Annotated in this window: 15 protein-coding genes; 10 read left to right on the top strand and 5 right to left on the bottom strand. The window is 55.5% G+C overall.

From position 1 onward, the window contains the following. Positions 1–212 precede the first annotated feature (212 nt). The gene (locus FHC49_RS24120; protein WP_185666641.1) at positions 213–1,448 is read left to right on the top strand and encodes an MFS transporter; all 1,236 of its coding nucleotides are present in this window, start codon (positions 213–215) and stop codon (positions 1,446–1,448) included. Between the two features lie 86 nt (positions 1,449–1,534). Here FHC49_RS24120 and FHC49_RS24115 read toward each other — a convergent pair whose 3' ends face one another. Together FHC49_RS24115 and FHC49_RS24110 are read right to left on the bottom strand one after the other, a co-directional pair. Continuing rightward, the gene (locus tag FHC49_RS24115) at positions 1,535–2,347 is read right to left on the bottom strand and encodes a Cof-type HAD-IIB family hydrolase (protein WP_185666640.1); all 813 of its coding nucleotides are present in this window, start codon (positions 2,345–2,347) and stop codon (positions 1,535–1,537) included. After that, the gene (locus FHC49_RS24110; protein WP_220441041.1) at positions 2,347–3,549 is read right to left on the bottom strand and encodes an MFS transporter; all 1,203 of its coding nucleotides are present in this window, start codon (positions 3,547–3,549) and stop codon (positions 2,347–2,349) included. Before FHC49_RS24110 ends, FHC49_RS24115 begins: the two co-directional genes overlap by 1 nt. An 81-nt stretch (positions 3,550–3,630) precedes the next feature. On the opposite strand from FHC49_RS24110, the gene FHC49_RS24105 reads away from it, so the two are divergent. Together FHC49_RS24105 and FHC49_RS24100 are read left to right on the top strand one after the other, a co-directional pair. Then, positions 3,631–4,179 (top strand): TetR/AcrR family transcriptional regulator, encoded by a 549-nt coding sequence (locus tag FHC49_RS24105; RefSeq protein WP_185666638.1) that lies wholly within the window; start codon positions 3,631–3,633, stop codon positions 4,177–4,179. Positions 4,180–4,222: 43 nt separating this feature from the next. Continuing rightward, a complete protein-coding gene (locus FHC49_RS24100) occupies positions 4,223–4,615 on the top strand; it encodes a GFA family protein (RefSeq protein WP_220441040.1) in 393 nt (130 codons plus the stop codon). Here the strand turns inward: FHC49_RS24100 and FHC49_RS24095 are convergent. Then, entirely contained in the window at positions 4,612–5,409 is a 798-nt protein-coding gene (locus FHC49_RS24095; protein WP_220441039.1) for an SDR family NAD(P)-dependent oxidoreductase, read from the bottom strand. The genes FHC49_RS24100 and FHC49_RS24095 overlap by 4 nt on opposite strands. Positions 5,410–5,706: 297 nt before the next feature. Beyond that, positions 5,707–7,395, bottom strand: coding sequence for an aspartate:alanine antiporter (locus FHC49_RS24090; protein WP_220441038.1), 1,689 nt, complete (start codon positions 7,393–7,395; stop codon positions 5,707–5,709). Between the two features lie 384 nt (positions 7,396–7,779). On the opposite strand from FHC49_RS24090, the gene FHC49_RS24085 reads away from it, so the two are divergent. After that, positions 7,780–8,166 carry an inner membrane protein YbjM gene (locus tag FHC49_RS24085; protein ID WP_220441037.1) on the top strand — a complete coding sequence of 129 codons (387 nt, stop codon included), beginning with the start codon at positions 7,780–7,782 and terminating at the stop codon, positions 8,164–8,166. 21 nt (positions 8,167–8,187) lie between these two features. Here FHC49_RS24085 and FHC49_RS24080 read toward each other — a convergent pair whose 3' ends face one another. Continuing rightward, on the bottom strand, positions 8,188–8,451 hold the full coding sequence (locus tag FHC49_RS24080) for a GrxA family glutaredoxin (RefSeq protein WP_035894505.1): 264 nt from the start codon (positions 8,449–8,451) through the stop codon (positions 8,188–8,190). 210 nt (positions 8,452–8,661) lie between these two features. Here FHC49_RS24080 and FHC49_RS24075 point away from each other — a divergent pair, with 210 nt between their 5' ends. The 6 genes from FHC49_RS24075 to potG all read left to right on the top strand — a co-directional run bounded on the left by FHC49_RS24075 (position 8,662) and on the right by potG (position 14,045). Further along, on the top strand, positions 8,662–8,940 hold the full coding sequence (locus tag FHC49_RS24075) for a YbjC family protein (protein WP_220441036.1): 279 nt from the start codon (positions 8,662–8,664) through the stop codon (positions 8,938–8,940). Beyond that, positions 8,924–9,646, top strand: coding sequence for an oxygen-insensitive NADPH nitroreductase (gene nfsA, locus FHC49_RS24070; protein ID WP_220441035.1), 723 nt, complete (start codon positions 8,924–8,926; stop codon positions 9,644–9,646). Before FHC49_RS24075 ends, nfsA begins: the two co-directional genes overlap by 17 nt. Positions 9,647–9,741: 95 nt before the next feature. Beyond that, entirely contained in the window at positions 9,742–10,644 is a 903-nt protein-coding gene (gene rimK, locus FHC49_RS24065; RefSeq protein WP_185666632.1) for a 30S ribosomal protein S6--L-glutamate ligase, read from the top strand. A gap of 128 nt (positions 10,645–10,772) precedes the next feature. After that, entirely contained in the window at positions 10,773–11,252 is a 480-nt protein-coding gene (locus FHC49_RS24060; RefSeq protein ID WP_185666630.1) for a YbjN domain-containing protein, read from the top strand. Between the two features lie 405 nt (positions 11,253–11,657). Next, the gene (gene potF / locus FHC49_RS24055; protein ID WP_185666629.1) at positions 11,658–12,770 is read left to right on the top strand and encodes a spermidine/putrescine ABC transporter substrate-binding protein PotF; all 1,113 of its coding nucleotides are present in this window, start codon (positions 11,658–11,660) and stop codon (positions 12,768–12,770) included. A gap of 141 nt (positions 12,771–12,911) precedes the next feature. Continuing rightward, a complete protein-coding gene (gene potG, locus FHC49_RS24050) occupies positions 12,912–14,045 on the top strand; it encodes a putrescine ABC transporter ATP-binding subunit PotG (RefSeq protein WP_220441034.1) in 1,134 nt (377 codons plus the stop codon). Positions 14,046–14,048 lie beyond the last annotated feature (3 nt).

Here is a 14,048-nt window from a genome sequence, read left to right as displayed (position 1 = left end):
CCGTAAAGCGGTATTGTCTGAATCACGCTATCGGCGTACAAGTGTCTGAAATTAAGGTCCTGCACTCAGTGGCGTAGAGTATAACGCTCGCTACCTTAAGCGAATCTTAACAGCGTCAATTTGTGCGAAATCGTTAAGCTGCGTGATAATTAACTATCACCACTACTGCGCATTGATTAAACTTGCGCGTTTTTATGATAGATGCGAGCCACATGGATACTTCCTCTTCTTCCCGGAAACGCTTAGGGCGTAAGGCAATTTTGTTCCCGCTTTGCCTCGTGCTCTACGAATTTTCCACCTATATCGGCAACGATATGATCCAGCCGGGCATGCTTGCTGTCGTCAAAGAATTTAACGCGGGTAACGAGTGGGTACCGACCTCGATGACCGCGTATCTGGCCGGCGGCATGTTCCTGCAATGGCTGCTTGGGCCGCTATCGGACCGTATCGGCCGCCGCCCGGTGATGCTAACCGGCGTTATCTGGTTTATCGTCACCTGTCTTGCCACGTTGCTGGTGAGCAATATTGAGCAGTTTACGTTCCTGCGTTTCTTGCAGGGGGTGAGCCTGTGCTTTATCGGCGCGGTGGGCTATGCGGCAATCCAGGAGTCGTTCGACGAGGCGACCTGTATCAAGATTACGGCGCTGATGGCGAACGTCGCGCTGATTGCGCCGCTGTTGGGGCCGCTGGTGGGCGCGGCGTGGATCCACGTGGCGCGCTGGGAAGGGATGTTTGTGCTCTTCGCCGCGCTGTCGGCTATTGCCTTCGTCGGCCTGTTTAAATCAATGCCGGAAACGGCGACCCGGATCGGTGAAACGCTGTCGCTGAAAACGCTGGGCCGTGATTACCGCGAAGTGCTGAAAAACGGGCGTTTCGTTGCGGGTGCGCTGGCAACGGGTTTTGTCAGCCTGCCGCTGCTGGCGTGGATTGCTCAGTCACCGGTGATTATCATCAGCGGCGAGCATGCCAGCAGCTATGAGTACGGCCTGCTGCAGGTGCCCATTTTCGGCGCGCTGATCCTCGGTAACCTGGTGCTGGCGCGTCTGACCTCACGCCGTACGGTGCGTGCGCTGATTATCGCCGGTGGCTACCCGATTATGTTTGGTCTGGTGCTGGCTGCGGCGGCGACGGTGGTGTCATCCCATGCCTATTTATGGATGACCGCTGGTTTAAGCTTCTACGCCTTCGGGATTGGCCTTGCCAACGCCGGACTGGTGCGTCTGACGCTGTTTGCCAGCGATATGAGTAAAGGCACGGTCTCTGCGGCGATGGGGATGCTGCAAATGCTGATCTTCACGGTGGGGATTGAGCTCAGTAAGCATTGCTATGAGCTGGGCGGAATTGGTCTGTTCAGCCTGTTTAACCTGGCGGGCGGCCTGCTGTGGCTGGGGTTGATGACGATGTTCCTGCGGGATAAAGCGGTAGGTAGCGGGTTGCAACCGCAGTAAATAACCCCGGCGGCGCTTCGCTTGGCCGGGCTACTGGTGTGGTAGCCCGGACGAGGTGCGGAGCACCGACTCCGGGGTTGGCACTATCAAGCAAACGGCGCTTCACCCTTCAACGCCTTATCAATGATCTCCAGCACGCCTTCTTCATTGTTGTGCGGCGCATGATAGCCCGCCACGGCTTTCACCGCGTCGTTGGCGTTAGCCATCGCAAAACCGTAGCCTGCCTGCTTCACCATCTCAATATCGTTGCCGCTGTCGCCAAAGGCCACGACTTCATCATCGCTCACGCCCCAGCGATCCTGCAATAAGCGCAGGCCGTTGGCCTTGTGGACGCCGGGTATAATCAGGTCAATACTGCCGTGACCGGTGGTCACTGCGGTCAGCATATGGCCGAGTTTCTCATCGAGCAGCGCCTGCATTTGCGGCACTTTCTCGTCCGGGATATTCAGCGCGAACTTCAGAATGGTGTCATCGAGATTATCGAAATTGTCCACCAGTTCCAGACGGTGGTAGTAGCGTACGGCAATATCGTGGAAGCTTTGGTCGTAGCTTTTCAGCGTGTAGGCGCTCTTTTTGCCGCAGACGATAATCTCAATTTCCGGACGGGTGTGCAGGAAAGCGGCGATTTTATCGACGTGGTCACGTGGCATAGCGCAGTTATAGACGTCCTCACCGGCATCGCGCACCCAGCCGCCGTTTTCGGCGACAAAGGCAATTTCATCCACAATCTCCGGGAAGAACGATGCCAGCTGGTAATACTGGTTGCCGCTGGCGACCACAAAGTGGATCTGCTGCGCTTTCATCTGCTGATATTGTTGCTGAAAGCGCTCGCGGTTATAGGTTTTTTTATCGTTCAGGAACGTGCCATCCATGTCGACAGCGATCAGTTTAACGCTCATCAATGACTCTCCATTACAACGCGGGGCTCAGGTTTCGCCACCGCTTTCGCCACCAGAGCGGCAATAAGAACCAGCGCCAGTACGGCCAGCATCGCGCTGCGCAGGCCGTAATGTTCGCCGAGGAAGCCGAGCAGCGGCGGGCCAACCAGGAAGGCCAGATACCCGGTGGTGGCGACAACGCTCACGCGGGTAGGGGCGTCCGGGCCGGTGTCGCTGGCGGCGGAAATAGTCAGCGGGAAGCCAAGCGATGCGCCAAGGCCCCACAGAATAACCGACACGCCCGCAACCCAGGCGCTGTCGACAAAGATAATCAGGGCGATACCCAGCGCACCCATCAGCGCGCTGGCGCGTACCACGGTAACACGGCTGTAGCGGTCGATAAACCAGCCGCCGGTAAAGCGCCCGACCGTCATGCCCAGCGTGAAGCCAGCGTAAATCAGCGAGCCGGAGGTTGGGCTAAAGCCGTGGCCGTCAACCATCAGCAGCGGCAGCCAGTCGTTGGCGGAGCCTTCGGCGAAGGCCATCGCCAGTACCACCACGCCAATCAGCATCAGCTGCATATCGCGCCAGAACGGCACGCCTTTTTCCTGATGGTGCGCATCTTCCGCCGCGTTTTTGCCAGTGCCTTCCGGAATGGCTTTAATGGCGATAGCGATTGGCGCAATGCCTATCAGAGCCGCCACGAAGATGTGCCACATCGCCGGTAAGCCAAACGCGGTGACCGCCATACCAACGCCCGCGCCCACTAACGTTCCGAAGCTATAAAAGCCGTGCATCATCGGCAGCACGGTTTTTTTCATTTCACGCTCAACTGCTGCGCCTTCGACGTTGATGGCCACTTCGGCGGAACCGAAGCTAGCACCGAAAATAGCCAACCCGAAAGCGAAAATCCACGCGGAGCCAAAGTGCAGCGCGAGGCTTAAAATCACCATGCCAAAGACGGCGCACGACATGGTGGTACGGATGACCTTACGGGTCCCGAATCGTTTCACCAGAAACGCGGAACAAAGGATGCCGCTCATCGAACCAATCGACAGGCCAAACAGCACGATGCCCATCTCAGCCGTTGAAACCGATAAAATATCGCGGATTGCCGGGGTTCGCGTAGCCCAGGAGGCCATGAGTAAACCGGGTAAAAAGAAGAACATAAAGAGCGCCCACATGCGTAACTGCAGGGCTTTACGGGAGGTTAACGTTGTCATCCATTCGCGTCAGGTCGGAAAGTGTGCAGACAACACTAACAAGCTTGTGTACATTTGTACATAACCAGAAAGAGGAGAATTATGGCTCGCCGACCGAATGACCCGCAGCGCCGGGAGCGCATCCTGGATGCGACGCTCGAAACTATCGCCACGCACGGGATTAGCGCGGTAACGCACCGTAAAATCGCCAGCTGCGCCGACGTGCCGCTCGGCTCGATGACCTATTATTTTGACGGTATTGAAGCCCTGCTCGGGGAAGCGTTCAGCGCCTTTACCGAACGGATGTCACTGGAGTACACCGCCTTTTTTGATGATGTAGGGACGCCGCACGATGCCTGTGATGCGGTAGCGGAGCTTATCTTCAGCAGCCAGGTCACCACGCCGAAGAATATGACCCTGATGTACCAGTTCTATGCGCTGGCGAGCAGTTCGCCCGCGATGAAGGCGGTCATGCAACGCTGGATGCAGCGCAGCCAGCAGACGCTGGAGCAGTGGTTCGATCCGGCAACCGCACGTGCGCTGGATGCCTTTATTGAAGGGATGACGCTGCATTTCGTAACCGACCGCCAGCCGCTCGATCGCGACGCCATCCGAAAAATGGTAGGGCGGATCGCCGGGGAGAGCGCCTGAAAAGCGTGTACGCTTAGCGAGAACGCAAAACGGAGATCTCGCGATGACAACCCTGCTTTCCGGTGGCTGCCTGTGCGGCCATATTACCTTCACCGCCGCTAACCCCGGCGCTTCCCACAGCTGCTCCTGCGATCTCTGCCAGAAGCATACCGGCGCCCAGTCGGTTATCTGGCTGGAGTTTGACGCCGATGATGTGCAATGGACAGGAGAGGGCGGAAAGCCTGCGACCTGGCGCTCTTCCGAGGCATCCAGCCGGGCTTTCTGCCCACGCTGCGGCAGCTCGCTGGGGGCGATTGATGATGGCCCGGTTATTGCGCTGTTGAGCGGTGTTTTTGACCAGAACCAGGATGCGCGATTTGCACCCGCCTCCCACTCGTTTGAAGATATGAAGCCGCAGTGGTGGCGGGCGCTGTTTGCTGATGGACATGGGAACTAGCTAAGCGTTACTCCGGCGGTCACGTTAACCACCGTGGCCGTCATTGCTCCTGCGCTGCTGGAGGCGAGAAAGGTCATCACCCCGGCGACTTGCTCAAGCGTTGGCAGGCGTTTCAGCATAGTGCCCTGTGCCGCGCCTCCTAACCATTCATCGACCGTTAGCGACATCGCCTGTGCTTTTTCAGCAAACAGTTCACCGGTATAAGACCCTGCTTCGACCGCCCCCTCGATAGCATGCGACCGTACGCCTAGCACCCGAATATTACGCGGCCCCAGTTCGCCTGCCAGCGCTCTGACCATCGCCTCCATTCCTGCACAGCCAACGATATGTCCCAGATGTCCCGGCATCGCCATGGTCGCCGCGGGGGCGACAACGTTCAGCATTACGCTATCGCGCTTGCCGCCCATATAGGGTGCCGTTGATTTGGCAATGATGAACTGCGCGGTGAGGAAAGGATCAATACCTTGCTTAAACTCTGCCAGCGACAGACGTTCCAGGTGTTTGCCTTGCTGATGCATAAACCCGGTAGCGTTGACCACTATATCGATGCCCAGCGTTTGTTCCGCCAGTTGCGCCACGCGCCGTTGGGTCGCTTGTTCATCAAGCACATCAACGGTAAAGGTACTGACGGTGCCACCTTCTGAACGAATACGCTCTGCGGTAGCGTCGAGCTTCTGCTGGTTACGCGCTGCCAGATGCACCAGCGCCCCTTCCCGCGCCATGGCAAGCGCCACCGCGCCCCCAATCGCGCCGCTGCCGCCGAAGATGACGGCGACTTTGCCTGCAAGCAACATGAGTCACCTCGAGTGTTGAGTGGGTGTCATAGAAGTATGGGACAGGGGGAGGGGGATGCAAGCGAAGGGGCAACGTGGTGGTGGTTTCTGGGAGCGTAGTGGATTGATTTTTAAAGGGGATGTGAAATTCAGGCAACAAAAAACCCATCAACCTTGAACCAAAGATGGCGGGGTTGATGGGCTCCACAAAATGGGGACATCAAAGAAAAGCAGTGGCACTAATTAAGACTCGCACCCTGATAAAAAGTTCTGCGTTGCGCAAAAATTTTTTTCTTTTCTTTGTTCCCCTGGCCAGGGCTAGCCGCCTAGCCCTGGCCAGATGATGATAATCAGCGTACCGGCAAGGGTTAGCAGCACGTTGGCGATGGCGTAGGTGCCCGCATAGCCCAGCGCAGGAATGTTGCTGCGAGCCGTATCGCTGATGATTTCCATCGCCGGAGCGCAGGTGCGTGCGCCCATGATGGCACCGAACAACAGTGCGCGGTTCATGCGCAGTACGTAGGCGCCGAACAGGAAGCAAATCACTACTGGGATCAGGCTGACCAGCAGACCGGCCACCAGCATTTGACCGCCGACCACGCCGAGGCTCTTGCCGATGCCGCCGCCCGCGCTTAAGCCGACGCCTGCCATAAAGACCATCAGGCCAAACTCTTTCACCATGTTCAGCGCCCCTTGCGGGATATAGCCGAAGGTCGGGTGGTTGGCACGCAGGAAGCCCAGCATGATACCGGCGAACAGCAGACCGGCGGCGTTACCGATACCGAAGTTAAAGTTGCTGAACTGGAAGGTGATCATGCCGATCATCAGGCCGACGATAAAGAAGGCACAGAAGGCTAGCAGGTCAGTGACCTGGCTGTGAATGGAGACGAAGCCGATGCGGTCGGCGACGGTTTTCACGCGGCGGGCATCGCCGCTTACCTGTAACACGTCACCCTTGTTGAGTACGATGTTGTCGTCGATTGGCATTTCAATCTGGCTGCGGATCACGCGGTTAAGGAAACAGCCGTGGTCGGTTAGCTTCAGTTGCGCCAGGCGGCGACCTACCACATTGTGGTTTTTAACCACGATCTCTTCGGTGACGATGCGCATGTCTAGCAGGTCGCGGTCGAACACCTCTTTGCCGTTACGGAAGCTTGGGTCAAGGCGTGCGTGCGCGTCCGGGTAGCCAACCAGCGAAATTTCATCGCCCATCTGCAGTACGGCATCACCGTCAGGGTTGGCCAGAATACCGTTACGGCGAATACGCTCGATGTAGCAGCCGGTCTGGCGATAAATGCCAAGCTCGCGCAGATTTTTGCCGTCGGCCCACGCCACCAGTTCCGGGCCTACACGATAAGCGCGGATAACCGGCAGATAGACTTTACGGTTGGAGTCGGTGTCCAGACCGCGCTCGCGGGCGATTTGTTGGGCGCTGGTTTGAAGATCCTGATGCTGGAATTTTGGCAGGTAGCGGGCGGCGACAATCAAACTCACGAGACCAATAAGATAGGTCAGCGCATAGCCGAGGCTCAGGTGATCTTGTGCCTGCGCGAGCAAGCTCGCCTCCATGCCGGAGTGGCGCAGTGTATCGCCGGCGCCCACCAGTACCGGGGTGGAGGTCATTGAGCCGGCGAGCATCCCGGCCGTCAGGCCGATGTCCCAGCCAAATAGCTTACCGAGGCCTAATGCAATCAGCAGCGCGCTACCGACCATCACCAGGCCGAGCATCAGATAATTTTTGCCGTCGCGGAAGAAAATTGAAAAAAAGTTCGGTCCGGCTTCTACACCGACGCAGAAAATAAACAGCATAAAGCCCAGATTCAGCGCTTCGGTGTTAATACTGAAGTGTTGCTGTCCTAATAGGAGAGAAACCACTAAAACGCCAATGGAATTACCGAGTTGGATGGAGCCCAGACGTAATTTGCCAAGACAAAGCCCCAGCGCTAATACCACGAATAATAACAGGATGTAATTCCCGTTTAACAAATCTGCGACGTTTATATTCACGGAGTCTAACTTATCGTTTACCAGTAACGTGTTGAAAGGAATGGTTATTTGGTCTACTGTTTACCACGGGCTAAGGTATGCGTTTTGCTATCCAGAACCCGAATAATAACCAGAAAATAGCGGTCAGTAGTTTAATCGTTCCTGATAGCTACGGCTAGCAACAATCGCTTTTAATACACATTACATATGATCAATCAGTCTGCATCGCGACGGTCAGAGAGTGAATCATCGGGCGCACGATATTTTAGCTCGGGAGAACGCTCCGAAAGTACTGATAGATAAAATGTAGCGAAGTTTTGGCAGGGAAGGCCAACAACTTTATCTGACTGGGTGTCCGTAAGGACGAAGTCTGGGGTTTGATAGAGATATTTTCAGGAGATACGTGTGAAATCTGAACGCGGTTGGGCAGGGGTTATTTGCTGCTTCTTACTCTTTATTGTGGTCTTTTTTTCACTGATTCTGAACGTGAAGGGCGCGTTTCGTGCCAGCGGAAGTCCCGAACTGGGGCTGCTGTTTTTTATCGTCCCCGGTATTGTCTCGAGCTTTATCTCATCGCGTCGTCGAGTGCTGCGTCCGCTGGTTGGCGCCATTCTTGCGGCACCGCTTTGTCTTGTCCTGATGCGTCTCTTCTTCAGCAGCGATCGTTCGTTCTGGCAGGAACTGGCCTGGCTCTTCAGCGCCGTATTCTGGTGCGCGCTCGGTGCATTATGCTATCTGTTTATCAGCTCGCTCCTGCACGATAAGCGGCGAGAAAACAAACGCCCGCTTTAAGGGCGGGCGTTGATGGTGCTATCAGGCAAACAGGCCGAGATTCTCTTTCGCCCAGGCTTCAAAGTCTGTGCACCCGCCAATGTGTTTCTGATCGACAAAAATCTGCGGTACGGTTTCAACCGGCTTACCGACGGTTTTTTCCAGATCGGCTTTCGTGATGCCTTCCGCGTGGATGTCTACGTAGCGGTAGTTGAAATCATCACGCTCCTGGGTCAGCTTTTCCGCCAGCTCTTTTGCACGTACACAGTAAGGGCAGCCTGGACGACCAAAAATTACGGTAAACATAATGTCTCTCCTCAAACGAGCGGAATAATCAACGTGCCTGTCGGCGAATGGCGCTTATCATGCCGCGCGAAGCGCTGTGGGGAAAGAAGGTTCTACCTGTTACTCTGATTCATTCTGGCTATGTCTCGCTAATTATTTTTCATCCGCATACCGTTATAATCGTCATCAATTGGCTATCAAAATGCGCTAAGGGTTCACAGGAGGAGAAGCATGCGTTCGCTCGGAGCACTACCGAAAAGCGTTTTAATTCTGGAAGCGGTCGGCATGATCGTGCTGGCGGTGGCGTGGCTATCGCTCAATCAGTACATCACGCTGCCCGCGCCGTTTGCCAGCCAACTGGCAGCGGTAGTGATGATTTTTCTCGGTATTGCGCTGATGCTTCCCGCCGCGGGCGTGCTCTTTTGGGGAATTGCCCGCGCCGTTGCTCCACAGCTGATGAACCCTAACCTGCCGCGAGACAAGGAAAAAAAAGATGACTCCGACCATTGAGGTTCTGCTTAACCATCGCTCTATTCGTCACTTTACCGGCGAGCCGATAAGCGACGAACAGCGCAGCGCGATTATCGCCAGCGCCCAGGCCACTTCCAGCTCCAGCTTTTTACAGTGCAGTTCGATTATTCGCATCACCGATAGCGACATGCGCGAACAGCTGGTCAAGCTGACCGGCGGCCAGGAGCACGTTGCTCAGGCGGCGGAGTTCTGGGTATTTTGCGCCGACTTTAACCGCCATCTGCAGATTTGCCCTGAGGCGCAGTTGGGTCTGGCGGAACAGCTGTTGCTTGGCGTGGTGGATACTTCGCTGATGGCGCAAAACGCGCTGACTGCCGCTGAATCTCTGGGATTGGGTGGCGTCTATATCGGCGGCTTGCGCAATAATATTGCTCAGGTGACCGAACTGCTGAAGCTACCAAAGCACGTGCTGCCGCTGTTTGGTCTGTGCCTTGGTTGGCCTGCAAGCCATCCAGACCTCAAACCGCGCCTGCCGGCCGCGCTGGTGGTGCATGAAAATCACTACCAGCCAATGGACCCCGAAGTGCTGGCGCAGTACGACGAAGATCTCGCCCAGTACTATTTATCGCGCAGCACCAACGCGCGTCGCGATACCTGGAGCGACCATATTCGCCGCACGCTTATCAAAGAGAGCCGCCCGTTTATTCTTGATTATCTGCATCAGCAGGGGTTTGCTACGCGCTGATTCATTAACGAATTTGTGCCAGGGCTCAAGCCTCTGCGGATGCGAAAAACGTATGATATGCCGGTTTTTTTGCGGCTTTTTTGGAGAGGTAAAGGGTGAAAATCGCCATATTGTCCCGGGATGGAACGCTCTTTTCGTGTAAGCGTCTGCGCGAAGCCGCCCAGCGCCGCGGTCATATTGTTGAAGTGCTCGATCCGCTGTCTTGCTATATGAACGTCGACCCGGCGGCCTCGTCGATACACTATAAAGGTCGACAGTTGCCGCACTACGACGCGGTGATCCCACGTATTGGCTCGGCGATTACCTACTACGGTATGGCAACGCTGCGCCAGTTTGAGATGCTGGGCAGCTACCCGCTCAATGAATCGGTGGCGATTACTCGTGCCCGCGACAAGCTGCGATCGCTACAGCTGCTGGCGCGTCAGGGAATCGATCTACCGGTTACCGGCATCGCCCATTCACCGGACGATACCAGCGATCTTATCGACATGGTCGGCGGCGCGCCGCTGGTGGTTAAACTGGTGGAAGGTACGCAGGGAATCGGCGTGGTGCTTGCCGAAACGCGGCAGGCGGCGGAAAGCGTGATTGATGCGTTTCGCGGTCTGAACGCGCATATCCTGGTGCAGGAGTATATCGAAGAGGCGAAAGGGTGCGACATTCGCTGTTTGGTAGTCGGCAATGAAGTGGTGGCATCGATTGAACGCCGGGCAAAATCAGGCGATTTTCGTTCTAACCTGCACCGCGGTGGCGTGGCGACGGTGGCTGAGATCACCCCCGCTGAACGGGCGATTGCCATTAAGGCCGCGCAAACCCTCGGTCTGGATGTCGCGGGCGTAGATATTCTGCGTGCCAATCGCGGTCCGCTGGTGATGGAAGTCAATGCCTCGCCGGGGCTGGAAGGGGTGGAGACCACTACCGGCATCGATATTGCGGGAAAAATGATCGAATGGATCGAGCGTCAGGCTCACCCCGGATTTTGTCTGAAAATCGGCGGATAGTGCGCTTTCATGGTATGTGACGCCTTTTTTGCGTAAGCTATGCGCTACTCTCGTACTTATACCGGGCTGCTGCCCGGTAATTTGTTGGTCTGGAATGTTTTACTTTACCGCATGAGGTCATAGGCAATATGGATTCTCTCGTCGTCCCGAGTCTGGATACGTTACGTCAGTGGCTCGACGAAATGGGCATGAACTTTTTTGAGTGCGACACCTGTCAGGCGCTGCACCTGCCGCATATGCAAAATTTTGAAGGCGTCTTTGATGCCAAAATTGATCTCATCGATAACGTCGTGCTGTTCTCGGCGCTGGCCGAGGTCAAGCCATCTGCGCTGCTGGCGCTGGGCGCCGATCTCTCCGCCATTAACGCCAGTTCGCTGACGGTTAAGGCGTTTCTCGACATGCAGGATGATAATCTGCCAAAGCTGGTGGTTTGCCAGTCTTTATCCGCAGGCGTTGGGGTAACCTTCGAACAGTTCGCCGCTTTTGTAACCCAGAGCGAAGAGCAGGTCTCGATGGTTATCCTCGAGGCCAACGCGCATCAACTGCTCTATAAGCCAGAAGACGAAGAGCAGCCGCCGGAAGATATCCAATACCATTTTCTTCACTGATCATCCCCGTTAAATAGCGCAGTCACTGCCATAGTGGCTGCGTATTACCTGCTTTTATTCTGCATTTAACCTATTTTTAAAGATTCATTCACTACCTGATTGCCCATTTTGGCTTATCAGATAGAGTGATCTTGCATAAAAAATTGATAAAAGGCGTTTTTTACACTGACCTATAGCCTCCAGTCCGGGCTACAGTTATTCTTGCGACATATCAATGCCCCCCTATTTATTGCTGACAATACCCTATGTTGGCGAGGTTCTTGCATTGATAAAGCGAGCAATGACTGCAGGGGAGCCCGTTCTCTTCTCTTTCATGCAGTACGAAAAAATATGCATGATTTTTGCATACTCTAAATTGCGTATATTTCGTCCGTTTGTTAACGGATGACGAGAGGGATAAGAGATATGGCCGCCTTAAATAAAAAATGGTTAACAGGTCTGGTGACGGGTGTGCTGATGGCCGCCTCGGCAAGCGTGCTCGCTGCGGAACAAAAAACGCTGCATATCTATAACTGGTCTGACTATATCGCGCCGGACACCGTGGCGAATTTTGAGAAAGAGACCGGAATTAAAGTCGTCTATGACGTGTTTGACTCCAACGAAGTGCTGGAAGGCAAACTGATGGCGGGCAGCACCGGTTTTGACCTGGTGGTGCCGTCGGCAAGCTTCCTGGAGCGTCAGCTCACCGCCGGTGTGTTCCAGCCGCTCGATAAGAGCAAGCTGCCAAATTGGAAAAACCTCGACCCGGACGTGCTCAAGCTGGTGGCTAAACACGACCCGGACAACAAGTACGCGATGCCTTATCTGTGGGCGACGACCGGTATCGGCTACAACGTTGACAAAGTCAAAGCCGTGCTGGGCAAAGATGTACCGCTGAACAGCTGGGATCTGGTGATGAAGCCGGAAAACCTGGAGAAACTGAAAAGCTGCGGCGTCTCCTTCCTTGATGCGCCAGAAGAAATCTTTGCCACTGTGCTTAACTACTTAGGCAAAGATCCCAACAGCACCAAGGCCGATGACTACACCGGCCCGGCGACCGATCTGCTGCTGAAACTGCGTCCTAACATTCGCTACTTCCACTCTTCTCAGTACATTAACGACCTGGCAAACGGTGATATCTGTGTGGCCATCGGCTGGGCGGGTGATGTGTGGCAGGCGGCAAACCGTGCCAAAGAAGCGAAAAACGGCGTGAATGTTTCTTACTTTATTCCGAAAGAGGGCGCACTGGCCTTCTTTGATGTCTTCGCCATGCCAGCCGATGCGAAGAATAAAGATGAAGCCTATCAGTTCCTTAACTATCTGATGCGCCCGGACGTGATTGCGCACATCAGTGACCATGTGTTCTACGCGAATGGCAACAAGGCTTCCACGCCTCTGGTCAGCGCCGAAATTCGCGATAATCCGGCGATTTACCCGCCGGCAGATGTTTTCGCTAAGCTGTTTACGCTGAAAGTTCAGGATCCAAAAATTGACCGTGTGAGAACGCGCGCATGGACCAAAGTGAAAAGCGGTAAATAAATCAATCACCCATAACGTGATAAGCCTGCACCGGGGCAGTGCATCTGCCCCAATCTGGACACCGGCCGGGTGGTCGGTGTCCAGGGGTTGATATGACAACCGGGTCATATCGATATTTGTATTTTGCCGGAGAGCACCAGATTGAACGACGCTATTCCCCGCCCACAGGCGAAAATCCGCAAAGCGCTCACCCCGCTGCTGGAAATCCGTAATCTGACCAAATCCTTCGACGGCCAGCACGCCGTAGACGACGTTAACCTCACCATCTATAAAGGCGAAATCTTTGCGCTGCTGGGTGCTTCCGGCTGCGGAAAGTCGACCCTGCTGCGTATGCTGGCGGGCTTTGAACAACCGACCGCTGGGCAGATTATGCTGGACGGCGTTGACCTGGCGCACGTGCCGCCTTATCTGCGCCCGATTAACATGATGTTCCAGTCCTACGCGCTGTTCCCGCACATGACCGTGGAGCAGAACATCGCTTTCGGCCTCAAGCAGGACAAGCTGCCGAAAGCGGAAATTACCGCTCGCGTTGCCGAGATGCTGGCGCTGGTGCACATGCAGGAGTTTGCCAAGCGCAAACCGCACCAGCTTTCCGGCGGTCAGCGTCAGCGTGTGGCGCTGGCGCGTAGCCTGGCGAAGCGCCCGAAGCTGCTGTTGCTGGATGAACCCATGGGCGCACTGGATAAAAAGCTGCGTGACCGTATGCAGCTGGAAGTGGTCGATATTCTGGAACGCGTTGGCGTCACCTGCGTCATGGTGACCCACGACCAGGAAGAGGCGATGACCATGGCCGGGCGCATTGCCATTATGAACCGCGGCAAGTTCGTGCAAATTGGCGAGCCGGAAGAGATTTACGAGCACCCGACTACCCGTTATAGCGCTGAGTTTATTGGCTCGGTTAACGTATTCGAGGGGCTGCTGAAGTCGCGTGAGGACGACGGCCTGGTGATTGATTCACCGGGGCTGGTGCACCCGCTGAAGGTCGATCCGGATGCCTCAGTCGTCGATAACGTTCCGGTGTACGTCGCGCTGCGCCCGGAAAAAATCATGCTTTGCGAAGAGCCACCTGCGGACGGCTATAACTTTGCCGTCGGCGAAGTGGTGCATATCGCCTATCTGGGCGATCTCTCCATTTACCACGTGCGGCTCAAAAGCGGGCAGATGATCAGCGCCCAGTTGCAGAATGCCCATCGCTACCAGAAAGGGTTACCAACCTGGGGCGATGAGGTACGTCTGTGCTGGGATGCCGATAGCTGCGTGGTGTTGACGGTTTAAGGA

This window comes from Kluyvera sp. EC_51 (assembly GCF_019584505.1).
GTDB lineage: Bacteria > Pseudomonadota > Gammaproteobacteria > Enterobacterales > Enterobacteriaceae > Kluyvera > Kluyvera sichuanensis.
This window is presented reverse-complemented; position numbering and strand designations above follow the sequence as displayed.